General features: G+C 57.5%; 23 protein-coding genes and 1 pseudogene. 8 read left to right on the top strand and 16 right to left on the bottom strand.

Annotation, left to right across the window (positions count from 1 at the left end; all coding sequences use genetic code 11):
* Positions 1-104: 104 nt before the first annotated feature.
* From ACA072_RS09920 to ACA072_RS09930, 3 genes are read right to left on the bottom strand one after another with little or no spacing between them, the layout of a single operon-like run.
* Complete coding sequence (locus ACA072_RS09920) at positions 105-794, bottom strand: helix-turn-helix domain-containing protein (RefSeq protein WP_497624142.1); 690 nt, start codon at positions 792-794, stop codon at positions 105-107.
* Positions 795-824: 30 nt separating this feature from the next.
* Positions 825-1571 (bottom strand): EAL domain-containing protein, encoded by a 747-nt coding sequence (locus ACA072_RS09925; RefSeq protein WP_497624143.1) that lies wholly within the window; start codon positions 1569-1571, stop codon positions 825-827.
* Between the two features lie 28 nt (positions 1572-1599).
* Positions 1600-2340, bottom strand: coding sequence for a winged helix-turn-helix domain-containing protein (locus tag ACA072_RS09930; protein WP_497624144.1), 741 nt, complete (start codon positions 2338-2340; stop codon positions 1600-1602).
* Positions 2341-2839: 499 nt separating this feature from the next.
* Between ACA072_RS09930 and ACA072_RS09935 the strand changes: the two genes are divergently transcribed.
* Complete coding sequence (locus ACA072_RS09935) at positions 2840-3673, top strand: undecaprenyl-diphosphate phosphatase (RefSeq protein ID WP_497624145.1); 834 nt, start codon at positions 2840-2842, stop codon at positions 3671-3673.
* Positions 3674-3732: 59 nt separating this feature from the next.
* On the opposite strand, the gene dusA is transcribed toward ACA072_RS09935, so the two are convergent.
* Entirely contained in the window at positions 3733-4728 is a 996-nt protein-coding gene (gene dusA / locus ACA072_RS09940) for a tRNA dihydrouridine(20/20a) synthase DusA (protein WP_497624146.1), read from the bottom strand.
* A 243-nt stretch (positions 4729-4971) separates the two neighbouring features.
* On the opposite strand from dusA, the gene ACA072_RS09945 reads away from it, so the two are divergent.
* Positions 4972-5172 carry a hypothetical protein gene (locus ACA072_RS09945; RefSeq protein WP_497624147.1) on the top strand — a complete coding sequence of 67 codons (201 nt, stop codon included), beginning with the start codon at positions 4972-4974 and terminating at the stop codon, positions 5170-5172.
* Positions 5173-5306: 134 nt separating this feature from the next.
* On the opposite strand, the gene ACA072_RS09950 is transcribed toward ACA072_RS09945, so the two are convergent.
* The 9 genes from ACA072_RS09950 to ACA072_RS09990 form a co-directional block, all read right to left on the bottom strand.
* Entirely contained in the window at positions 5307-6098 is a 792-nt protein-coding gene (locus ACA072_RS09950) for a transporter substrate-binding domain-containing protein (RefSeq protein WP_497624148.1), read from the bottom strand.
* Positions 6099-6259: 161 nt separating this feature from the next.
* On the bottom strand, positions 6260-6529 hold the full coding sequence (locus tag ACA072_RS09955; RefSeq protein ID WP_497624149.1) for a heavy-metal-associated domain-containing protein: 270 nt from the start codon (positions 6527-6529) through the stop codon (positions 6260-6262).
* A 99-nt stretch (positions 6530-6628) separates the two neighbouring features.
* On the bottom strand, positions 6629-7033 hold the full coding sequence (locus ACA072_RS09960; RefSeq protein ID WP_497624150.1) for a hypothetical protein: 405 nt from the start codon (positions 7031-7033) through the stop codon (positions 6629-6631).
* A 104-nt stretch (positions 7034-7137) separates the two neighbouring features.
* Complete coding sequence (locus ACA072_RS09965; RefSeq protein ID WP_497624151.1) at positions 7138-7530, bottom strand: hypothetical protein; 393 nt, start codon at positions 7528-7530, stop codon at positions 7138-7140.
* 54 nt (positions 7531-7584) lie between these two features.
* A complete protein-coding gene (copD, locus tag ACA072_RS09970; RefSeq protein WP_497624152.1) occupies positions 7585-8550 on the bottom strand; it encodes a copper homeostasis membrane protein CopD in 966 nt (321 codons plus the stop codon).
* Positions 8551-8553: 3 nt separating this feature from the next.
* Positions 8554-8925 carry a copper homeostasis periplasmic binding protein CopC gene (gene copC / locus ACA072_RS09975; protein WP_497624153.1) on the bottom strand — a complete coding sequence of 124 codons (372 nt, stop codon included), beginning with the start codon at positions 8923-8925 and terminating at the stop codon, positions 8554-8556.
* Between the two features lie 52 nt (positions 8926-8977).
* Positions 8978-9865, bottom strand: a complete 888-nt coding sequence (locus ACA072_RS09980; protein WP_497624154.1) for a copper resistance protein B — start codon at positions 9863-9865, stop codon at positions 8978-8980.
* Positions 9866-9875: 10 nt separating this feature from the next.
* On the bottom strand, positions 9876-11576 hold the full coding sequence (locus ACA072_RS09985) for a copper resistance system multicopper oxidase (protein ID WP_497624155.1): 1701 nt from the start codon (positions 11574-11576) through the stop codon (positions 9876-9878).
* 159 nt (positions 11577-11735) lie between these two features.
* Complete coding sequence (locus ACA072_RS09990) at positions 11736-12440, bottom strand: murein L,D-transpeptidase catalytic domain family protein (protein WP_497624156.1); 705 nt, start codon at positions 12438-12440, stop codon at positions 11736-11738.
* Positions 12441-12521: 81 nt separating this feature from the next.
* Between ACA072_RS09990 and ACA072_RS09995 the strand changes: the two genes are divergently transcribed.
* Positions 12522-14273, top strand: coding sequence for a L,D-transpeptidase family protein (locus ACA072_RS09995; protein WP_497624157.1), 1752 nt, complete (start codon positions 12522-12524; stop codon positions 14271-14273).
* Between the two features lie 55 nt (positions 14274-14328).
* Here ACA072_RS09995 and ACA072_RS10000 read toward each other — a convergent pair whose 3' ends face one another.
* Positions 14329-14796 (bottom strand): hypothetical protein, encoded by a 468-nt coding sequence (locus ACA072_RS10000; RefSeq protein ID WP_497624158.1) that lies wholly within the window; start codon positions 14794-14796, stop codon positions 14329-14331.
* Positions 14797-14906: 110 nt separating this feature from the next.
* Entirely contained in the window at positions 14907-15755 is an 849-nt protein-coding gene (locus ACA072_RS10005) for a LysR substrate-binding domain-containing protein (RefSeq protein WP_497624159.1), read from the bottom strand.
* A 108-nt stretch (positions 15756-15863) separates the two neighbouring features.
* On the opposite strand from ACA072_RS10005, the gene ACA072_RS10010 reads away from it, so the two are divergent.
* The 4 genes and pseudogenes from ACA072_RS10010 to ACA072_RS10025 form a co-directional block, all read left to right on the top strand.
* On the top strand, positions 15864-16568 hold the full coding sequence (locus tag ACA072_RS10010; protein ID WP_497624160.1) for a haloacid dehalogenase type II: 705 nt from the start codon (positions 15864-15866) through the stop codon (positions 16566-16568).
* An 18-nt stretch (positions 16569-16586) separates the two neighbouring features.
* The gene (locus ACA072_RS10015) at positions 16587-17378 is read left to right on the top strand and encodes an aldolase (RefSeq protein ID WP_497624161.1); all 792 of its coding nucleotides are present in this window, start codon (positions 16587-16589) and stop codon (positions 17376-17378) included.
* Positions 17379-17442: 64 nt separating this feature from the next.
* On the top strand, positions 17443-19014 hold the full coding sequence (locus tag ACA072_RS10020) for a sensor domain-containing diguanylate cyclase (RefSeq protein ID WP_497624162.1): 1572 nt from the start codon (positions 17443-17445) through the stop codon (positions 19012-19014).
* A gap of 141 nt (positions 19015-19155) precedes the next feature.
* Positions 19156-19707: pseudogene (locus ACA072_RS10025) on the top strand (DUF1254 domain-containing protein); the annotation flags it as partial.
* Between the two features lie 604 nt (positions 19708-20311).
* Here the strand turns inward: ACA072_RS10025 and ACA072_RS10030 are convergent.
* The gene (locus ACA072_RS10030; protein WP_497624163.1) at positions 20312-20902 is read right to left on the bottom strand and encodes a GNAT family N-acetyltransferase; all 591 of its coding nucleotides are present in this window, start codon (positions 20900-20902) and stop codon (positions 20312-20314) included.
* A gap of 168 nt (positions 20903-21070) precedes the next feature.
* On the opposite strand from ACA072_RS10030, the gene ACA072_RS10035 reads away from it, so the two are divergent.
* Positions 21071-23641 (top strand): bifunctional diguanylate cyclase/phosphodiesterase, encoded by a 2571-nt coding sequence (locus tag ACA072_RS10035; protein ID WP_497624164.1) that lies wholly within the window; start codon positions 21071-21073, stop codon positions 23639-23641.
* The last annotated feature ends 71 nt before the right edge of the window (positions 23642-23712 follow it).

Here is a 23712-nt window from a genome sequence, read left to right on the forward strand (position 1 = left end):
GTTCAGGCGGGATTTTTTTGAAGGGAGTGAGGCGCTGGACGGGTGAAATGGTGGGGTGCTTTTGTTGTTTTTGTATGCACTGCCATCGTAGTCATTTCATTGGCTCAGGTAAGGCTTTTCCCCCGTATTATTTTTTGAATCAGGCAATAGCCACGATTTCTGACCGCTCGGAAAAGGCGCTCGCCATTACTGGCGTTTTTAAACTTTTCCTGCAACCGGCTCAGGCACATTTCCAGGCCTCGATAATGTTCGGGCTCTCTGCCAATACTCCGGATAAGGTCATCTTTGCTGACTACCCGGTCATCATGGTGCAGCATTTTTTTGACCAGTGTGGCCTCCAGCCCGGTCAAGACGATCTCGACGTTATCTTTAATCAAAGCACCATTGACATTGCTGAGTCGCCAGGCTTCGGAATAAGGGTAGTGGGGTCTGGGCGACACATTGGAGAGCGAGTCCCGGGTGTCATCCCTATCTTCATCTGCCCGTGGGGACATGTTATTGAACGGTGTATCGGACTGCGCCGCTCGCCACTCGGATTCAAATGTCGAGAGTATGCGCTGCGTATCATGTTTGATAACAGGAGGGACATTCCTGTCAAGGTGAGGGGAAATAAATTCCATTAGTTTAGGGGCGGAAGAGGGAAGGGCAACACCTTCGACAAACATCTTTGCCTGCGACGTACCGAATGAGTTATATCGCTCGCTCGATAGTAATGCCTCAAGCTCAAGTTGTAATGCCGGGCTATGAGTAACGACGACAAAATATTTTCTGGGGAGGGGTGTACTGCTTTCCATGTCTCTCTCCTGAAGGGGCACGCTCGGTTTTTAATTTAATAGGTTGTCGGCAGGGGAGTAATGTCTCCCTTGAAAGTAATCAAAAGGTAATGCGCGTGCCAGTATATGGCTAGCAGCCTGTTCGACTCTGTCGGCTATAAAGGCGACTTTAGTGGTGTGAGTCAGCATGGTCATGCGTTCGTGAAGACGATTGAATAAATCGGGGTTTCCCGTCAGTTTAAGGCTCAAGTCTAGGGCTGAAAGGGGGATCTTTATATAGTCGAAAAGATTCAGGGTTGTAAATATTTCGATACTTTCGTCTTCGATGTTGTAGCCATCGACCGCGATTTCTACGCCGTGATCTTTCAACAGATATACGTTGTTGAGAATTTTCTTTTTATCAATAAAGCTGACCGCCGAAAGGGGTAACTCATTGAACGAAATAACCAGTGTCTGGCCAAAATTACGCAAGGCGTCGCTGGACTGTATCAACTCTTCCGTGAGTGCGGAATCGGCGAGATCTGATTGTCCAACGCAAACGAATCGACGGCTTAAGTATTTGTTTTCACTGGAGATGTTATGATCCTTCAGCGAAAATGCAATTAGCCGGGTCTGCATGAGAACTTCGCTGTAGATGCCATTCATCTCTTGCGGTGCATAGGCTGCATGAGCCTGATTGTCGTCAAACTGGATTTTGATCTCGCTGCCAAATGGGCAGTCGTCGCGAGTGAGGATCAATTGTCGAGACAGATAATGACTCGCACGATAGATGGGTGACGCGCTCATCGTTGCGTTCATATTGCAATAACTCCCTGCATATTAATCATCAGGCGGTCGAGATCAGACCCCTGACCAGACGATATCCATGCCCACGAATACTTTGAATGGCGTTGGTGCCATACATTCCTTTTATTTTTCCGCGAAGGCGACTGATCGATTTTTCCAAGGCTCTAGGGTCATAAAATGTTATGTTCAGACCCATGATCCTGGCGATTTCATCATGGCTCAATATTTGATTCTTCGTTTCGGAAAAAGCCTCAAGAATTTTCATTTCCGGAAACGATACATCCAGTTTTTTATAGTCTCCAATCAGGCACATGCGGGTCGGGTCCAAGAGTAAATTATGCTGCTTGTGCCATTCTGCGCTATTAAAAAACTCGGAAAGTGCGTCCGTATTTTCTTCAGGGGTCGTACTGAATTTCATACAATGGTCGGCCCCTGCAAGATAGTATTTCATCTTGTTGTAGGTGCCTTTGCCAGTGATGGCCACAAAGATAATAAGGGCCTGGTTGTTGGTACGCATATTTTCCACGAGGGCGAGGCTTTCATTAAACGCCTGAGGGCTGTCAATGACTACGAATACTGCACGGTATGAATGGGAGTCCTTGTTTTTTTTAAACGAGTTGTTGTAACACATCGTATCAACGGGTATATCATGCGCTACATAACTTGCAACTAATGTCCTGAAACCCTCAGCTAAACTATGGGTCCGCCCAATGGTGAGAATACCCGTCACCTCCTTTGCGTGGCTGTGGCTGGTATTCGTTAATTTCCCTGTAAGCATCATGCTTTGACTCGGCTGGGTGCTGACATTTGGATGTTAAAGCACCGATTCTCATTTGTGACTGACAATTGGTAACATTTCCCGGGTTTTTCAAGCAGGCGTCACAATTTTTTTAACATTGGTGTCCATCTGACGAGATCCTTTGTGCTGCCTGCGCTTCATCCGCGCAGTGGCAAAGGGGCATCATTGTGCCATCTTTTCGCGCGATGTCCCGCTTTTCCAGTTCAATATGCATGGCGCCAGTGGCTAGAGCATTCGTAGTTTAATTCGTTAAACGGGCATTATGAGTCGCCGTAACTAGCCTGCTTTATCTGCTGATTGGGGGCTGTCGTTAGTTTTTAACTAGCTGGCCTTGGTTGATATATAACGCCGAAGTTGATGTTGTAGTCATGGACATTTGTTAACGTTGAGTTTTAATGGCCGGCTAAATGCGCTTTACTGACTCGTTGGCGATAAATTATAAGTTTGTCAGCAGAATTGCTTTTGTCGATGAGGGGTGTTAATGGATTTTTGGACGACGGTAACGGTATTGATTTTAGGCATGGTGGAAGGGCTGACGGAGTTTTTGCCCATATCCAGTACAGGGCACCAGATCATTGTCGCGGACCTGCTCGAATTCGGCGGTGAGCGAGCAATGGCCTTCAACATCATCATTCAATTGGGCGCCATCCTCGCCGTAGTATGGGAGTTTCGCCGCAAGATCCTCGAGATCGTCACAGGCCTGCCAACCCAACGCAATGCACAACGTTTTACCTTGAACTTATTGATCGGTTTTATGCCGGCCGTAGTCTTGGGCGTATTGTTCGCCGATACGATCCATGAGTATCTGTTCAACCCAATCACCGTGGCGGTGGCATTGGTTGTGGGCGGCATCATCATGTTGTGGGCTGAGCAGCGGGAACATGTGGTGTATGTCGACCATGTCGACGACATGCGCTGGTCTGACGCCCTGAAGGTCGGTTTCGCTCAATGCCTGGCGATGATACCGGGCACCTCACGCTCCGGGTCCACCATTATCGGCGGGTTACTGTTTGGACTGTCGCGCAAGGCGGCCACCGAGTACTCGTTCTTCCTGGCCATGCCGACCATGGTCGGTGCCGCCGTCTACTCAGGCTACAAGTATCGCGATCTGTTCCAGGCCGGCGACCTGCCTGTCTTCGCTTTGGGCTTCGTCACCGCGTTCTTCTTCGCCATGATCGCCGTGCGCGGCTTGCTCAAGTTTATTGCCAGCCATAGCTACGCCGCATTCGCCTGGTACAGGATCGCCTTCGGCTTGCTGATCCTGGCGACATGGATATTCGGTTGGGTTAACTGGACTGAAGCAGCAGCGCTTTGACACTAGTACCAGGCTGCGGACCCACCAGCCTGGTATTTACTTCGATAAAACGCTGACCATTAACGACCTTCAAGCAACTCCGCCGCCTGATCCAGCAATACCAAAGGCTCTTTCGCCTTGTGAATATCCACCGACAACAACTGCCGAAACTTGCGCGCCCCCGGGAACCCGGTGCCCAGCCCCAGCACATGCCGGGTGATATGGTGCATCGAACCACCTGCATCAATATGCGCCGCTATATAAGGCCGCAACTGCGCCAGCGCCTCGGCCCGGCTGATCACCGGCGCCGTGCTGCCGAACAGTTGCTGATCCACCTCAGCCATCACGTAAGGGTTGTGATAGGCCTCACGGCCCAACATCACGCCGTCGAACGTCTGCAAATGTTCGTGACAGGCTTCCAGTGTCTTGATCCCGCCGTTGAGAATAATCTCCAGCTCCGGAAAATCCGTTTTCAACCGCGCCGCCACGTCATAGCGCAAAGGCGGAATGTCGCGGTTCTCCTTCGGCGACAACCCCTCCAGAATCGCAATCCGCGCATGCACCGTAAAACTCGTGCACCCGGCATCCCGAACCGTGCCGACGAAATCACACAACTCTTCGTAACTGTCCCGCCCATTAATCCCGATCCGATGCTTAACCGTCACCGGAATCGACACCGCATCCCGCATCGCCTTCACACAATCCGCCACCAACTGCGGATGCCCCATCAGGCACGCACCGATCATATTGTTCTGCACCCGGTCACTGGGGCAGCCGACGTTCAGGTTTACCTCGTCGTAGCCGTGGTCCTGGGCCATACGGGCGCAGGCGGCCAGATCCAATGGAACGCTGCCACCGAGTTGCAGGGCGAGCGGGTGTTCGGCTTCGTTGTGGCGGAGGAAACGGTCGTGATCGCCATTGAGCAGCGCGCCGGTAGTGACCATTTCGGTGTAGAGGAGGGCGTTTTTTGACAATAAGCGCAGGAAGAAGCGGCAGTGTCTATCGGTCCAATCCATCATCGGGGCGACGGAGAAGCGGCGGGAGAGCGGGGCGGGTGTGGCGGTGATTGGGGGCATTGGGGATCTGGAATCGGTGGGGCTGGGTGGTGGGGGAGTTTATCAGGAATGGGCTTTTGAGGTTGGGGCGAGTCTTACTAGGTGGCGTTGCAGTAGAAGAGAGCGCCCTTTTTTGCATCAAGAAACCGCCGTAGCTGAACCAATCCTGTCTCCCAGCCCAATTTCATGATGTCTGACGAATTGGCATCCTAGGATGAGTAGCAACGTTCACACCACCACGCTTCCCCCCCAGGAACCTGAAAAATGATCTCAAACCTTTTAAAAGTCGTGATGATCACCAGCGCTTTGCTGCTAAGCGCCTGCTCAGGCGTCAGCACCAGCACCTGTTTTTCAGAAGGCTGCCAATCGTTCGATGGCCATGGCGCCAACAAGTTGAACCTCGGCGGGAGCCCGATCGGTAGCAGTTTCAGCGAGTACAGTTCCGGGTTGCTGCACGACGACTAAGGCGTAACGCCTCGGCGGAAGCTCTTTCCGCCGGGTTGCGTTGTTATCTGATGCACTGTGAGTGCTGAGTTGGCGACTGCTTCGCAGCCAGACGCAGGCTGCGCCAGCTGCTAGAGGGGGCGTGGTTGTGGCGGTTACTTGGTGGCGGGCGTTGCGATCCATTGGCTCAGGACTTTCTGATAGTTGCCGGTCACCTTGGCCAAGTGCAGCCATTGGTCGACATACAACTTCCAGGTCATGTCATCGCGGGGCAGCAAGTAGGCTTTCTCGCCGTACTGCATAAACTGGCTCGGATTTACCGCACACAACCCGGGTTTGAGTTTCTGCTGATACAACGCTTCCGACGCATCGGTAATCATCACGTCAGCCTTCTTATCCAACAGTTCCTGAAAGATGGTCACGTTGTCGTGAAGGCTTAATTGCGCCTTGGGCAGAAATGCGTGAACAAACGCTTCGTTAGTACCGCCGGCCGGTTCAACCAAGCGAACCGAAGGCTGGTTGATTTGCTCGACAGTCTGATACAGCGCCTGATCTTCGCAGCGCACTAACGGGATCTTGCCGTCGACATCCAGTGTGGTGCTGAAGAAGGCTTTTTTCTGGCGTTCCAGGGTGACCGAGATGCCGCCGACGCCGATGTCGCATTTGCCGGCCAGCATGTCGGGCATCAGGGTTTTCCACGTGGTTTGCACCCACTCGACTTTGACGCCCAGGCTGTCGGCCAATGAGCGGGCCATGGCGATGTCGATCCCCGAGTACTCGCCGTTCTCGACTTTGGAGGTATAGGGTTTGTAGTCGCCCGTCGTACACACACGCAGTTGGCCTTGCAGGATGATGCTGTCCAGGTGCGAAGGGCCGTCCTGTGCCTGAGCGCCTAAGGAGAGCGCGAGCAGGCCACCGAGCATCATTGTGCATTTTATGGTTTTCATTTTTGGCGGGCTTTTATGAGGGTGGGTTTGAAGAAAATGGAGTGTAGTGAAACAGTTTCTCGGCGGCTATCCACGACGAAAAAGGGCGCTCATCGTAGGAGCGCCCATTTTTGTGTTTGCAAAATGCCGTCTGGCCTCGACGTCATTTTGACCGTTCGGACTCAGTGGCAGCAGCAACTGGAACCGCCGCACCCCGACTTTTTCTTGATGTTTTCGGGGCCTTTTCCCGTGAACACGCTTGCCGGATACCCTGCCTCATTCAGTGCCGATAACAGGGCGTTACTGTCGGTGTCCCCGGTCACTTTGACCCGGCCGGACGCGAGGTCGACAGTCACTTCACCAACCCCGGCCAGCGGCAGCAACGCAGCGTTGACGTGTTTGGCGCAGCTGCCGCAACTCATGCCTTCGACTTGCAGTTCAGTACTGTTCATTACGTAAACCTCTTCTATGGTGAGTGGCAGGTGGTGTGATGACGTGCATCGATGGTTGACCTTGCCACGATGGCAAGGTCAAGCGCTTCTTTCAGGCGGTTACTGCGCCATCGGCATCTTCATCATGCTCGACTGCTGATCCATCATTTTCATCATCATGCCCATCATCTGTTCTGAGTGGTCCTTACCGCCGGACATGCCTTTGCCCATGCCCATGCCTTGGCAATGGTTGTGCATCATGCCCATGCTGGCCTTCATCGTGGCCATGCCTTCTTGCATGGCGGCCTGGCGCTCGGCCGGGGTTTTGGCGGCGATCATTTTTTCGTGGGTCGCCTGCATTTTTTCCATCTGCTCGCTCATGGCTTTGTCTTGCGTGGTGGCGGTGGCGGTGGCGGTGGCCGGTGTGGCTGGCGATGTGTCGGGATGATGTTCCTCGACGGCCATAGCAACCAATGGGCTACTGATGAGCAGTGCGGCGACGAGTGCTTTGAAGTGCGTATGCATGGCAATCTCCAGTGAGTCAGGGACGTATAGGAATTATTGAGCCGCGCTAAAGAGGCGAAGCCAAAGGGGGGGCGGCCGGAACTCCGGACGCTCGGATCGTGGTTTTAATCGTTGAAGCGAACGAAGCGCAGACGCGCTGGCGGCCGGGGTGGCGCCGGGCTGTGTAGGGTGAGAAACGCGAACCGAGTCTGTGGGCGGGCACTCAGAATCAGTGCAGGCAGCAGGAACAGGACGACCCAAAGGGTGTGTTCGAAGGTGGGCAGGGTCAGAGTGGGGCTCAGCGCTGTGGAGCTGTGATCGCAGTACTGCAGGCAGCCGCTGGCATGCAGCTCATGACTGTCGACAGGGTCGGCGCTGTGAGTAATTTCATGGGTGGCGGTCAGGTCATGAGGAGGCGGGCTCAGGCATCCCTGGCTCGCCGCTACTGCAAAGGCCAGCAGCCACAGTGCGAGCACTTGGCTGTTCAGCAGCGGTAGGTGAGTGCGGAGCCAGAGCATTGTGTGTACCTGATCCGAGGGCTTTTCTTGAGCTTAGCCCCGAGCAAGAGGCCATCATTGATCCATATCAACTGGTGCCCCTTTACGTGACTCCGCGCTGACTTCCATCTCTGGACTCAACGTCCCCAACCAAGCCACCAAACCCACAATCAACATCGCCGCCATCAACTCCACTACCACGCTGCGCTGCAATGCATTCGCCGCCACCCGAAATTGCCCTTTGCGCAACGCCAGTTGCAAAGCCGGTCCAAGGTGAAACCGGTTCAACGCGGCGAGCACCAGCATCCCCGTAAACAAGGCGACTTTGATAAACAGCAAAATCCCGTAAGTGCTTAGAAATACTTTATCAAGCTGAAGCCCAACGATGAAGAGATAGTTCACAACACCCGTGACGGTGATGACGACCACAATCAACGCGCCCACCGATTCAAACCGTTTGACTGCGCGGGCCAGCAGTCGGATGCGCTCTTCGGTTTGCAGAACATTTTTTGCCATCAACGCAAGCGCAACCAGCGCTCCCAGCCACACGCCAGCAGCCAGCAAGTGCAGGATGTCGGTAGTGAAATGCCAGACACGGCGGATGCCTTCATCCATCGCCCCATGTCCGTTCCAGGCGAGAGAGGCGAGAGCGATACCGCCAGCAATCGCAGCAACCAGCAAGCTAAAGCCGGGGGCACGATGGTTTAGCGTCACCGCCAATCCTCCAACAACCAGTGCGACAATACGCACGACCCAGGCCAGGCCCATGTCCGTTTCCAACACCATCATCTCGATGTGTGGACGCAACTCGGCAAAGTCTGTTTCACCGCTCATGCCGCTCGCCATCACCACCATGCTCGCGATAGACAACAGCAAACCAAGCGCCGCCGTCCCCGCCAGCATCAATCGAAAGGGCAACACAGCGCCCGACACGCGTTCCCGCCCTTTAAGGCTGTAAAACCCAAACAGCGGCAAGCCCGACAGCAGCATCAAATCCACATACAAGCCAAACCGCAGGGCAATGCCGATCGAGTCGCTCATTAATCACTTCACTTTGAACGTAACGTTGCCGGTGATCGGGTGTGTGTCCGAAGACACCGCGCGCCATTCGACTTTGTAGGTGCCGACGGGCAGTGGCGAAAGCGGGGTGATGACCATGGTTTTCGGATCGCTGCCGCCCGAGACTTTGGCCTTCATCGGCATGGGGGCGTGGGCCATGCCGGGCATTTCGGTCATGACCAGTTTCGCGCCAGAAAACTGGGTCATGAGGTTTTCGGAAAAGTGCAGTTCGATTTTGGCGGGTGCTACGCCGTCTGCACCTTCAGTGGGGGAGGAGGACAGTAGTTTCGGATGGGCTTGAGCGAGTGAGCTCATCAGCAGCCCCAGGGCAACAAGGGTGTTTTTGATCATGCGCATGCGAGGCCTCTTACCGTTTTAAACGGTTGGTTTTTGGTTTTTGTTGAAGCGTTTAGAACCACAGCCGAACACCGAGGACCAGGCGCGCTTCGCTGCGATCCTCGCCTTCATCGTTGGCGTAGTCGGCCGTTTTGCCGTAAGTGCGGTTCCAGGTTACGCCGATGTAGGGCGCGAATTCGCGGCGGATTTCGTAGCGCAGCCGTAGACCGGCCTCGGTGTTGGATAACCCGGAGCCGATACCCCGTTGCGGATCGTTTTTGCCGTAGAAGTTGAGCTCGGCGGTCGGCTGCAGGATGAGCCGGTTGGTCAGCAGGATGTCGTAGTCGCCTTCCAGTCGTGCAGCGGTTTGGCCATCCTCACCGATGAAGGCCGTGGCTTCGGTTTCAAAGTTGTACAGCGCCATGCCTTGCACACCGAAGGCGGCCCAGGTTTGTGGTTTGCCGGGTTTGAAATCCTGGCGCACGCCGCTCACCACGTCCCACCACGGGGAGATCGCGTGGCCCCACAGGGCCTGGATTTCGGCGTCTTCGGTCTTGCCGTTGATGCGTTCGCCTTCGGAGCGCAGCCACAGACGGTCGATGTCGCCGCCGACCCAGCCTGATAAGTCCCAGGCCAGGGCGCTGCCGTTGTCCGCGTCCTGCCATTCGAGTTTGTCGGCGAGGAAGTAATAGTTGAGTGCGGTGTCATGCACGCCGTGGCCGGTCGGGCTGGCGTACACGGCGGCGCGGTCGGCATCGGTCAGCGTCGGGATGGGCGTGCGGCTTTCGGTCGGCGCGGCGGGCTGCATCTGGCCGTCATCCATGCTTTGCATTTGGCTGTGGTCCATTCCGGTCATCTGGTTATGGTCCATGCTCTGCATGTCGTCGGTGGCGGCCATTGCCGAAGAAAGCGTCAGGCCCGCGGTCACGAGTGCTAAAGAGATGGGAGTCAATCTGGTCATGGGATGCGCCTCATTCTTCCACCCGAACTTCACGGAACATGCCCATTTCCATGTGGTACAGGAGATGGCAGTGATAGGCCCAGCGGCCCAGCGCATCGGCGGTGACCCGATAGCTGCGCCGGGAGCCGGGCGGCATGTCGATGGTGTGTTTGCGCACCATGAACTCGCCGTTCTCGTCTTCGAGGTCGCTCCACATGCCGTGCATGTGAATGGGGTGGGTCATCATCGTGTCGTTGACCAACACCACGCGGACCCGCTCGCCGTACTTGAGGCGCAGCGGCTCGGCGTCGGAGAATTTCACGCCGTTGAACGACCAGGCGAATTTCTCCATGTGGCCGGTGAGGTGCAGTTCAATGGTGCGGCCGGGTTCGCGGCCGTCCGGGTCTTCGAAAGTGCTGCGCAGGTCGGAGTAGGTCAGAACTCGGCGCCCGTTGTTGCGCAGTCCCAGTCCAGGGTCATCGAGTTTGGGCGAGCTGGTCATGGCTTGCATGTCCACCAACGGGTTGTCTTTTTCGGTGTCCGGATGAGATTGCATGCCGGCCATGTTGCTGTGATCCATGCCCGCCATATCGCCCATGCTGCCGTGATCCATCCCGCCCATGCCCATGTCATCCATGGTCACCAACGGACGAGGGTCCAGCGCAGGGATCGGAGCCGACAATCCAGGCTCTGTTGCCAGCGTGCCCCGTGCAAACCCCGTGCGATCCATCGATTGCGCGAACAGGGTGTAAGCCGCTTCGGTCGGCTCGACAATCACGTCAAACGTCTCTGCAACCGCGATGCGAAACTCGTCGACGCTCACCGGTTTGATGTGCAAGCCGTCGGCTGCGACCACCGTCATTTTCAGCCCGGGAATGCGCACGTCGAAGTAGCTCATGGCGGAGCCATTGATAAACCGCAGCCGCAGCTTCTCGCCGGGGCGGAATACACCGGTCCAGTTCATGTCGGGTGCCTGGCCGTTCATCAGGTAGGTGTAAGTGGCGCCACTGACGTCGGCGATGTCCGTGGGATTCATCTTCATCTCGGCCCACATCGTTCGATCCGCGACCGTGGCCCCCCAACCTTTTTCGCTGACGTCGTGGATGAAATCACCCACGGTGCGCTTGTTGTGGTTGTAGTAATCCGCCTGTTTTTTCAGCGTCTTCATCAGGCTGACGGCGTCTTCGTCGGTCCAGTCGGTCAGCATCACCACGTAATCGCGGTCGTACTGGAACGGCTCTGGCTCCTTGGCATCGATGACCAACGGGCCGTAAACGCCGGACTGCTCCTGAAGGCCCGAATGGCTGTGATACCAGTAGGTGCCGTTCTGCCGGACTGTGAATTGGTAAACGTACAGACCGCCCGGTTCGATGCCGTGAAAACTCAAGCCCGGTACGCCGTCCATGTTGGCTGGCAGCAAGATGCCGTGCCAGTGAATGGACGTGTCGACCTTGAGCTTGTTGCTCACCCGCAACGTCACCGTGTCGCCTTCGCGCCAGCGCAGCAGCGGACCGGGAATGCCGCCGTTGATGGCCATGGCGGTGCGCGGGGTGCCGGTGATGTTGACTGGGGTTTCGCCAATCGACAGATTGAAGTCGGTGCCCGCTAACACCTGAGATTCGCCGGGGCTGGTGAGTGCCCAGACCGGCGTGCGCCATAAGCCGAGGCCACCAAGCAGCCCGCCCGCGGCCAGCCCTTTCACGAAGGTGCGTCTTGTGGTGTTGGAATGCATGCTGTTGTATTCCCTGTCCGTCAGCTTGGAGCTAGCTTGACGACGAGGCTAACGAGCGGTGCCTTTCAGAAGGCTGAGGCCAGGATTACAATTTTGACAGTTTCGCCAGTGTAGGCGCGTTGAAGCAGGAGGGAGGCGCCACTGAACGGGCGCCTTACCTTAAAGGTGTTTCTTGGGTACGGATGTATCAGCCACGGTGCCGCTGCCACAATTGATATACGAAGAAGACTTCAACCAGCGCTGATCCGGATAGTAAGAGAACAACAGCTGCCCACCTTTCATCGAATCAATCAGCCGACGAGCAACCGCCGGTCTGACTGCCGGACAACCGAGGCTCCTGCCAATCCGCCCATTCGCACGGGCCAGGACCGGACTCACATAAGGCGCGCCATGAATCACGATAGCCCGGTCAAACGCGTTGTCATTGAAACCCGGCTCCAGGCCTTCCATGCGCAGCGAGTAGCCGTTCTGCCCGACATAACTTGACTGTGTGCGGTACAAGCCGAGACTGGTAGCGAAGCTTTCGTTTTGATTGGAGAAGTTGACCGCCATGTTCTCGCCGCTGTTTCGACCATGAGCGACCAGTTCATGAAACAGCAACTTGCGCTTCTTTAAATCGAATACCCAGAGGCGCTGTTCGGTCGATGGCAGGGAATAGTCGATGACCGCAAGTCTTTGGGCAGGCGCTTTGCCTTGGGCGATGCTGCATTGCGAGGCGCGAACGGCGAGATTGATGACGTTGGCGTTAGCCTTCGGAGCCGCTTTGATGAGGGCGGCCGCGAGAGAATCGGCGTAGGCTGACGGTACGGACATTGCAGTCAGTAGCAGGGCCGATAGTAGATAGCCAAAACGTAGTGGCGCCATATAGATGTCTCATCATGTTAAGTTCGAGTCTAGCAGTGCGTTGGCAGCCAGGCGTTGAATGCGGGAGATTAAGGATTATTCATGGTGCTTTTAACAAGGTTATTCGTCATAAGCCGCGTATTTTTTATGGGCTTTCTGATCAGCGGCACGGCGCTCGCAGAAACTTCGTCGATTGAGCCGGCAAATGCGACTAGCTCCATGATCGAGGCCGCAGCGGACGATAACGTCGGTCAAGCGATCCAGGCCTCTCTTGAGCCGCTGAAAACCGCGTTTCCGCCATTGCTCACCGCATCACGCAATCGGCGTGTGGATGTCAGCCGTCTGGTCATGGATTTTTATACCCATCGTGCCTATCGCGCGGCGTGGACGAATGACAGCGATGTCGCGCAATTGATCGCCAGCCTGAACGCGACCGAGGCCGATGGCTTGACCCCGGCGGACTTTCATATTGATGAACTGGTCCGGTCGCAAACCACGATGCAGACCACGCCGGTAACGCCCGAGCAGCGGGCGGCTTTTGATTTGGCGACCACGCATACGTTTATCACCGCGCTGCTGCAGTTGCGGCGGGGCAAGGTTGACCCTTCGCGGCTGGATATTCACTGGAACTTTGATTCGAACGGCGTCGATCCACGTGACGACGTCAATGCCTTCTTCGCGGCGCTCGACAATCACGACGTGGCCAAGGCGTTTGCCCAGGCGCCGCCACAGGAAGCGGTGTACGTCGGTTTGCGTCAGGCCTTGGCGCAACTGCGCGGTATCCGGGATAGGGGTGGCTGGCCGAAAGTGGTGGTCGACCATTCGCTCAAACCGGGCATGGACGAACCGGCGGTCGCGCAGTTGCGCGCAAGGATGGTCACGGCAGGTTTCCTCGATCCACGATTGATTCACGGCACCCAGTACGACGGGGCCGTCACCGCAGCGGTGAAAAAATATCAAAACGAGCAATACCTTGGCGCTGACGGCATGGCCGGGGCGACAACACTGGCGGCGTTGAACGTGCCCGTTGATGCGCGAATCGACCAGGTCCGGGTGAACATGGAGCGCGCACGCTGGCTGCTCTACAAACTTCAGGGCACGTTCGTTATTGTCGATATCGCCGGCTATAAGGTGGCGATGTACCGCGATGGCCTGCCGATCTGGCGATCCCGGGTGCAGGTCGGCAAAACGGCGCGCAATACGCCGATCTTCCAGGCGCAGATTACTTACATCACGTTTAACCCGACCTGGACCGTGCCGCCAACGATCCTTAAGGAAGACATGCTGCCCAAGGTTCAGAGCAACCCCGGCTACCTCGCGGCCAACCGGATTCGGGTGCTGGATCGCGAAGGCAATGTGCTCGATCCGTCGACCGTCGACTGGACCAATCCGCGCGGCCTCACCCTGCGCCAGGATGCGGGGCCCGACAGCTCGCTCGGCCAAGTGGTCATCCGCTTTCCCAACGACTATGCGATCTACCTCCATGACACGCCGCATCGTGAGTTGTTTGCCAAAACCGTCCGCGCGACCAGTTCGGGCTGCATTCGGGTAGAGAATCCGCTGAAACTGGTGGAATTGTTGTTCAACGACCCGGTCCGCTGGAACAGCGAGGGGATTCAAAAACAGTTGGCCAACGGCAAGACCGAGAACATCCGGCTTCCGGTGAAAGTGCCGGTGTTGCTGGCTTACTGGACCGTCGATTTGGGCAGTGACGGGCGAGTGGCGTTCAAGCCTGATGTGTATGGCTACGATGCGCCGGTATTGCGGGCGCTGAACCGGCCGTCGCCGGTGCCAGTGCTGGATTTGCATTCGGCGGTGGGATCGGTGGTAGCGGCGGGGCCGGCGCGGCAGTAGGGGAGTGGGCTTGTTTTGATAAGCCGTCCCCTGGCCGGTTTTTCGTTCCGGCTTTCTAAAGCCCTAGCCCTTCTTGCACCACCGCCAGCAAGTTGTGTTCAGTCAGCGCGACTGCGTCCAGTTGCTGTCCGGCCTGCTCTATCGCCTGTAGCCACCAATGTGTTTCGCCATGCTCGTCCACCGTGCGCAGCAGCGCGAGTTCTTTGCCTTTCGAGTGAATCTCGACCCGCCCAGCGCCATCTTCGGTGAAGCGTGCAACGGGGTCGAAGGTGATGCCGTGCTCATTACCTTCGATCAGCAATTGGTCGATCGCGTAATCGAAAGTCGCACCCTCTGAATCGCACTCGAAGACATGCGTGGGATTACGCCGCAGGACCAGGCCCACCTCGGTCACTGGCAGCAGCCACGCCTCGATCTGCTCATACAACTCGTAGACTTGGCCGGGCCAGCTGTCGATCATCTGATCCGCGCTGGTAGGTCGGGTATGTTTCAACTTCGCCGCGAGTTCGTCTGCCTTACTCATTTCGATTCCCTGTCGTGATGTAAGAGTAATCGTAGCTCCTTCAATGCCATCCGGGCTTTGCCCTGCGTCATGTCAGCGTCGCAAGCGTGACAAATCATTTCTACTCACACTCAATTGCCCAAGACCGCCAACTCTCCCCGCAAGAACTCCACCAGATCCCGCTGCAACCCGGTCAACGCTCCCTCCCGGCTGATCAACGCCAGCTCCGTCGGCGGCAACTCCGGCAGATCGGTGCACACGCTGTGCTCCGGCAACACCGCCGACGCCGGCAGTACGGACACCCCCAACCCCGACGCCACCGCCGCCTGGATCCCGGTCAAACTGTGGCTGCCAAACGCCACCCGCCAGGGTCGCTGTGCCACGTCCAGCAAGCGGATCGCCCGCTGCCGATAAATGCAGCCTTGCGGAAACAACGCCAATGGCAACACGCCGTTGGCCGAGTCCACGCCCGCACCTTTGACCCACACCAGCACTTCCGGCCACGCCGCCCAGCAGGGGCCGCTGTCCGGTTCGCGTTTGATCAGGGCGATGTCGATCTCGCCTGATGCGAGTTTCTGTTTCAGATCGGTACTCATGCCGCTGACGGTTTCCAGTCGGGCTTGCGGCCGCGCGCGATTGAAGCCGGCAAGGATCAGCGCCATGCGTCGCGCATCGAAGTCCTCCGGCACGCCGATACGCAGGATCTCCAGATCCAGGTCGCTCGCCAGCGCTTCAACCGCTTCAGAGGACAGGGTCAGCAAGCGCCGGGCGTAGTGAATCAGCAGTTCGCCATGCTCGGTGAGGTTGACGTTCTGCCCGGTGCGGTCACGCAGCAGCAGGGGATGACCGACTAACTCTTCCAGCTTGCGAACCTGCTGGCTCACAGTGGATTGGGTTCGATGCACACGTTCGGCGGCGCGAGTGAAGCTGCCTTCATCGACCACGCAGACGAAGGTCTTGAGCAATTCAAGATCAAGCATGGCGGCCTCCTTGATATTTGATTTGTCACTGACTAGTCGATATTAATTTAATTTCACACTATCACCAACGGCTCGTAATCTGAAGACCACCCTTCAGAGGATATGAACATGACACTCGAAAACACCTCGCGCCCCGAATGGCTGACCTTCGATTGCTACGGCACCTTGATTCAGTGGGATGAAGGTCTCAAGGCCGTGGTCGCTGAAATCCTGCACGACAAAGGCGACCACAGCGTTGAAGTCGCTCGCCTGATCGAGGTCTACGACCGCCTTGAACATCGGCTGGAACAGATTCCGCCGCATCGCTCGTTTCGCCAACTGAGTACGCTGGGGTTGCAACTCGCCCTGGAGGAGTTGGGCCTGTCGAGCCTGCCCGAAGACAGTCAGCGGTTGGCCGGAGCGATTCCGCGGATGCCGCCGTTCTCTGAAGTGATCGAGACACTCGGAAAACTCAAGGCGATGGGCTTCAAGTTGTGCATCGTGTCCAACACCGACGACGACATCATCGCCGGCAACGTCGCGCAACTCGGCGGGTACATCGATCGGGTCATCACCGCGCAACAGGCGGGGGCTTACAAGCCGAATCCGCGGTTGTTTGACTACGCTCATGAGCAGCTCGGTGTCAGCCGGGATCAAGTGGTCCACATCTGCGCCAGCCCGACGCTGGATCACACCGCCGCCCGAGACATGCACTTTCGCTGCGTGTGGATCGACCGTGGCACGGGTCGGCAATTGCTGCCGGACTACCGGCCCGATGCGATATTGAGCACGCTGGATCAGGTCGTGCCTTTGTTCAAATCCCTGGGCTGGTAAAAACACGGAGACCTCGCCATGGCACACACCCTTGCAGGCAGTTCGCGTTCCGCGCGTTATGCCGACCTCAACCTGGACTCGCAAGCCGCCATCACTGCCCGCACGGAGTTGGCCGCGTGTTTTCAACTGGCCGCGCTGCATGGGCTGGAGGAGGGCATCTGCAACCATTTTTCGGCGATGTTGCCGGGCCGGGATGATCTGTTTTTTGTGAATCCCTACGGGTACGCATTCGCCGAGGTGACGGCGCAGAATCTGCTGGTGTGCGACTTCCACGGCAATGTCGTGGACGGCGATGGGCAGCCCGAGGCGACGGCGTTTTACATCCACGCCCGCCTGCATAAACAGCTGCCGAGGGTGAAAGTGGCGTTCCACACCCACATGCCTCACGCCACGGCGTTGTGCTTGCTGCAGGGGCCGCCACTGTTGTGGCTGGGGCAGACGGCGCTGAAATTTTACGGACGCACGGCGGTGGACGAGGACTACAACGGCCTGGCCCTCGATGAATCCGAAGGCGACCGGATTGCCAGTGTCATGGGCAACGCCGACATCCTGTTTCTCAAGAATCACGGCGTCATCGTCGCCGGGCCGACCATCGCTGAAGCCTGGGATGATTTGTATTACCTTGAGCGTGCCGCGCAGGTGCAACTGATGGCAATGGCGACCCAGCGTGAACTCAAGCCGGTGCCCCATGAGATTGCCCAGAGAGCCTACGAGCAAATGCGCCTGGGCGATGCGGAAAGCGCACGGGCGCATTTGCACAGTGCGATGCGGCGGCTATCCAAAGGACAATTGCCCGTCACCCCCGCGTAGACTAAGCTCACAAAAAATAAGGGCTTTGGGCCTTCGCCCATGCCTTGCCCTTACAGGACGAGCTTTGCCAATCCTCACTCAAGACCCGCAGCAAACCCCAGGCGTCGCTTTGAAACGGTTATCTCTGCTAAAAGCAGCGGTGCTGTTTATTGCGACGGTGTGCCTGTGTCTCTGTGGTTTGCTGTACCTGCAGCTGGAGCAATCGCGCCGCCACGCGTTGGAGGTGGCGCAGGTTTCGTCGTCGAACCTGACTCGCGCCATGGCGCAGCAGGCCGAAGACACCTTCATGAAAGCCGACCTGGTGTTGACCAGTCTGGTGGACTGGATTCAGGCCGATGGCTACGGCGCGGCACAGAAACCACGCTTGCAGAAAACCTTCGCCCGGCGGGTGCAGGCGCTGGGTCAACTGCACGGAATATTTCTGTTCGACAAGCAAGGGCAGTGGGTCGTGACCTCGTTCGAGGATTTGAACCGCGGTCCGGGCGTGTCGGATCGGGAGTACTTCAAGTTCCACCAGCAGAACGCGTCCACCCTCGCGCACATCGGCCCGGCACTTCGCAGTCGGGAGAATGGCGAGTGGATCATTCCGGTATCCAAACGGGTGAATGACAAGAAGGGCAACTTCCAGGGTGTGGTGTTGGCCGGGATCAAAATGGCCTACTTCGATCAGTTCTTCAAAAGCTTCAGTATCGATGACAACGGCTCGATGTTTTTGGCGTTGACCGACGGTACGTTGCTGGCACGCAGGCCGTTTGTGGAGTCACAGATCGGCACGTCCCTGGCCAAGGGCGAAATCTTTCAGAAATACTTGCCCAGCGCGCCCGCCGGCAACGCGATGATCCGCTCGGTGGTCGATGGCGTCGTGCGTTTGTACGGCTACCGTCAGCTCGATGCCTATCCGCTGGTGGTCTCGGCGGCATCGTCCAGGGATTCGATTCTCAAGGAATGGTACGAAACAGCGTTTCAATCCAGCTTCATTGTTGCCCTGGTGGTGTTGGGGGTGGGTCTGTTCGGTTGGGTGTTCGTTCGCCAGGTGCGCGTCGGCGTACGGGTCGAGGCCGATTTGCGCAAGGCGAAAGAAGCACTGAAGCTGATCGCCACTCACGATAGCTTGACGGGCCTGGCCAATCGCCGGCTGTTCGAGCAGGCGCTGGACATCGAGTTTGGCCGAGGGGCCCGGCAGTCGAGTTCGCTGAGCCTGATCATGCTCGATATCGACTACTTCAAACGCTACAACGATGCGTACGGCCATGTGGCGGGGGACCATTGCCTGGCGGAAGTGGCGCGCGCCATCAAGAGTTGCTGTCACCGCAAAGCCGATCTAGCGGTGCGTTATGGCGGCGAGGAGTTTGCGGTGTTGCTGCCCGACACTGACCTTCACGGCGCGCTGGTGATTGCCGAACAGATCCGCCGCAGCGTCATGGACAAGAACATCACCCACAGCGGTTCGCCCACGGGTTACGTGACGGTCAGCCTGGGCTGTTACGCGTTCGTACCGACCGGGCACGACAGCATTGAAGTCTTCATCGAACGCGCGGATGCGGCGTTGTATCAGGCCAAGCATTCAGGTCGAAACCGCTCGGCGGTGTTGTCGATGGAGGGCGGCGTGGAGGCGTTGATGCGCTCTGATCGTTGAGATATTTGTGCCATTGTTTCAGCGTTGCAACAGTCGCTCGTCCGTTTGTCTCCCTGTCAGATCCATCTGTTTTGATCGTCTAGAGTTCCGGTAGCCCTGTCGAACCCGGCAGGTCTCCCCACAGCACGGACAATCGCCAAAATGTTGATCACTCAAGCATTGACAGCCGTTGCTCTAACCCTCGCAGTTTCCGTTGTCTTGCCACTGGCCAGCCACGCTCAATCGAACGTCGCGCCGCAAGAAGCCAACGCCTTTGTGACTGTGCCGCAGTACCCGTCCGAAGATTTCAAAGCCGTGGTGCAGTCGAACGTCGACACGTTGTATTCCATCGCCTGGCTCGATTTGACCAAGGAACCGCTGGTGATTACCGCTCCGGACACCGCCGGGCGTTTTTACGTGTTGCCAATGCTCGACATGTGGAGCGATGTGTTCGCCTCGCCGGTTGGGTATGCGACGGGCATACAGGCCAGTGAGTTTCTGGTGACGCCTCCGGGATGGACCGGGACGGTGCCGGCAGGGCTGAATCATTTGCCGGCGCCCACGCCCTTCGTCTGGGTCGTCGGCCGCACCGACGTCAGCGGGGCGGTGGCGTATGTGACGGTGAACAGAATTCAGGCGGGCTATACCGTGACGCCGTTGTCGCAGATTGGCAAAATAGCCGAGCCGGTCGACCCGGAGATTGCTGTCCGTACTCGTGTGGTCACGGCTGCGCGATGAGCGCCGACACTCTCGGCGTTTATGGCAACGATGTTAAGTAGGAAGCAGCCGAAGAGTTCAAATCATTGGCCGCTTCTACGCGTCCAGCTGCCGGTCCCGCCTCCCGCACCGCCGGTCCCTCCACCGGCAGCGCCCGTGCCGCCGCCTGCACCCGAGCCACTGTTCCCGGCATTTCCACCATTGCCCTCTCTCGATGAGCCATATCCGCCTTTGCCTCGGTCGGGGGTATATCGGTGCGAGGGTTGGTCGGGATAGTTGTCGGGCGCCATGTTTGAGCCTGCGCCATACCAGGACCGGGTCTCGGGCGCGTCAGTGTTATCGCCGGAGGCCGCGAGAGTGGTGCCTATTGCGGCGGCCAGCAAACCGAGTAACAACAGCGTGGTGATTTTGATGTTCATCAGTGCACGTCTCCAAAGATGAGTCGTTACCTGCTGATGGTGTGACGAGGAGGGCGGAGAGTGTTGGCGGGATGACGAATGGTTGATGGGGTGTTGTCGTTGGGCTGGTGCGCAGATCACTGAAAGTGAGTACAACATCCATCACTGTGGGAGCGGGCTTGCTCGCGAAGGCGGCGGATCAGTCAACATTGACGTCGACTGAATTCAGTCAGTTTTTTCTCGAGGTTTTCCCGCACTATCGGCCACTCCTCATCAATGATGCTGAACCGCACCGAATTACGTTTGCGTCCGTCCGGCATGATCCGTTCGTGGCGTACGATGCCTTCCTGTTGCGCGCCGAGCCGCAAGATCGCGTTGCGCGATTTCTGGTTGTTTTCATCGGTGGTGAATTGCACCCGCACGCAGTCCAGTATGTCGAAGGCGTAACGCAGCATCAGGTATTTGGCCTCGGTGTTGACGAAGGTTTTCTGCCAGCGCGCAGAGATCCAGCTACTGCCGATTTCGAGCTTGCGGTTGAGGCGGTCGATTTTCCAGAAGCGTGTCGAACCAATGACCTCGCCCGTGTCTTTGAGTACGATAACGAAGGGCAGGACCGTGCCCGCCTCGCGGCCGTCGAGGGCTTTTTTCAGGTAGCTGTCGACGCTGGTCGGGGAGGGCACGACGGTGAACGTCAGGTTCCACAATTCGCCATCTCGCGCGGCATTCACCAGCGCATCGGCATCGTCGGGTTGCAGGGCGCGCAGGGTAATTCGTTGACCGTCCAGGGTGTCCATGAGCGAGAGGTTCTCGGCATAAATAGGTTGCGGGTGATGCGCTCCATTACAGGGGAGCGGCCGTCGATTGGCAATAGTGTGGCGCGATGAAGGACCATGGCTGCTATGGTCAATGCACGCTTGACTGTGATCCACCCGATCAGGCAATCGATTGACAGGATCCCATGCATGGAATTGACCGACACGACCATCGACGCTCCAGGGCGGCATACACCGATCACACGGAATCTGGTCTGGTCCGTCGGACTGGTATTTGTATTGGGGGTGCTGATCGCCCTCGTTGCCTTGTTCAGCATTGCCGGCCGGCTTGATGTCCAGGACCTGGCCAAGACCACGTTTTACACCCAGCGTGCGCTGGAAAATCGCATTTCAGCCTCGAAAAACTACGTCGCCAGTTATGCAACCTGGACAACTGCCTACGATCATCTCAACGGTGAAGTCGATGTGAAGTGGGCTTACGTCGAGCAGAACATGGGTAAAACCTTGTTCACCATGGACCATTACGACGGCGTCTTCGTGGTCGATCAACAGCGAACCAAATACGCCACGGTACGTGGCCTTCAGGTGCAGGATGACGCGGCGGCCCTTCTTTCGATATCGATGTCGGCATTGATCGAAGAGGTTCAGGGGCAGGAAAGCCTGCTCGTGCCCATCAGCCGATTCACGTTGTTCGAGGGGCAGCCCGCGCTGTTGACGGCTGCGGCGATCGTGCCCAATGACGAAAGGCCTGCGGTCGATCCCAAAAGCACCTCGGTGCTGGTGTTCGTCGATCAATTGAGCCCGGAAAAACTAAGCGCCCTGAGCGCCGACTACGGTTTGCATGACTTGAGCCTCGCACCTGACAACACCCTCGCTCCCGGTCAGCCCGCGGTGCCACTCACGGGCACCGGTTTTAGCCTGGTGTCACGGCTTGAGCAGCCCGGCCATCAATTGCTTTGGTCACTGCTGCCGCCACTGGGCGGCGCGCTGTTGATTCTGGCGTTGCTGACCGCTTGGTTCTTCCGTTATGTGCTGCGCACGTCGCGGCACGTGGACGCCAGTTACATCAACCTGGATTTGTCGAACCAGGCGCTGGAGGCCAGTGAAGAGCGTTTTCGTGCGGTGGCCGAGGCTGCTTCCGACTGGATCTGGGAAATCGACGACAAGCACCGCATCACGTATCTGTCGGGGCGCTTCGGCGCCGTCACCGGTTTTTCCGATCAGCAATGGCTGGGGCAGGACATCGAACAGCTGTTGTATTGCGACACCACGCCGTTGTCACTGTGGCTGAACAAGCTCAACGAAGAACACAACGTCAGCCACCTGCGTTGTTCTTATCGCGATCAATCTGGGCAGCAACGTGTCTGCCGGGTGTCGGCGCGACCGATCCACAGTAAAGGCGCGGTGCTGGGTTACCGCGGCACGGCCAGTGACATCACCGATGAAGTTGCGGCCCATGCGCAGATCCAGCATCTGTCGTTGCACGACGCCCTGACCGGTCTGCCCAACCGCAACAAACTGGCGCGTTACCTCGAAGACGCGTTGGTGTTGAAGGAACATTCGGCACCGCTGACGTTGTTGATGATCGACCTGGATAACTTCAAGCCTATCAATGATTCCCTCGGCCACCCGGCCGGTGATGCGGTGTTGCTGGAGGTAGCCTCCCGATTGCGCGAGTGCACGCGGGACATTGATCTGGTTGCACGACTGGGCGGCGACGAGTTTGTGCTGGTGCTTAATGGCATGGACATCCACGCGGAAATCGACCGAATTTGCGAACGCATCCTCGAAAGCCTGCAGCAGCCGATTCACTATGACCATCACACGCTGCACATCGGCGCGAGCATCGGCATCGCCTTGAGCCGACGTCAGGGGCACATGCCGGAGGAGCTGATCCGCTGTGCCGACATCGCGCTGTATCAGGCCAAATCCGACGGCAAGAAAACCTGGTGCTATTTTGCGCCGCACATGAACGATCAGATCCAGCATCGCCGCAAACTCGAAAACGACCTGCGCCAGGCGATCAAGAACAACGAGTTCGTGATGCACTATCAGCCGCGTTATCACGTCGATGGCAAGCAGATCGTCTCGGTCGAAGCATTGCTGCGCTGGCAGCATCCGGTGCAGGGCTTGCTAAGCCCCGACTCGTTTATTCCGTTGGCCGAGCAGACCGACCTGATCGTGCCCCTGGGCCGTTGGGTGCTGCGCGAAGCCTGCGAGACGGCACTGACCTGGCCGGGTGAGTTGATGGTGTCGGTCAACCTGTCGCCCGTGCAATTCGTGCGCAGTGACGTGGTGGAGGATGTCAGGGAAGCGTTGATCCAGAGCCGCTTGCCGGCCAGTCGACTGGAGCTGGAGATCACCGAAAACGTGATGCTCAACGACGTCGACGGCGCTCTTGCGACCATGAACTCGCTGAAGGAGCTGGGTGTGCGGCTGAACATGGACGACTTCGGCACCGGTTATTCGTCGCTGGGTTACCTGCGTACTTATCCGTTCGACGGGATCAAGATCGACAAGCGTTTCATCTCGTCCATGAGCGGCACCGGCAACGACCGTGCGGTGGTGCAGGCGATCATCAACCTGGGCAAGGCCATGGGCCTGACCGTGACCGCAGAAGGGGTCGAGACGCTGGAGCAACTGGACTTCCTGATCTCTGACGAGTGCCATGAAGTGCAGGGTTTCTACCTCAGCCGGCCGATGGAAAATCAGGCGCTGCTGCCGTTGCTCAAGGCATCGCATGACGAGCATCCGGTGTAATGGGGGACCTTTAGTCGCCTGTTTCGTTTGTCGGGGCAACTGCCATCACGCACCCCGGTCACAACTGGATA

The sequence above is a fragment of the Pseudomonas sp. LBUM1656 genome (assembly GCF_059716065.1).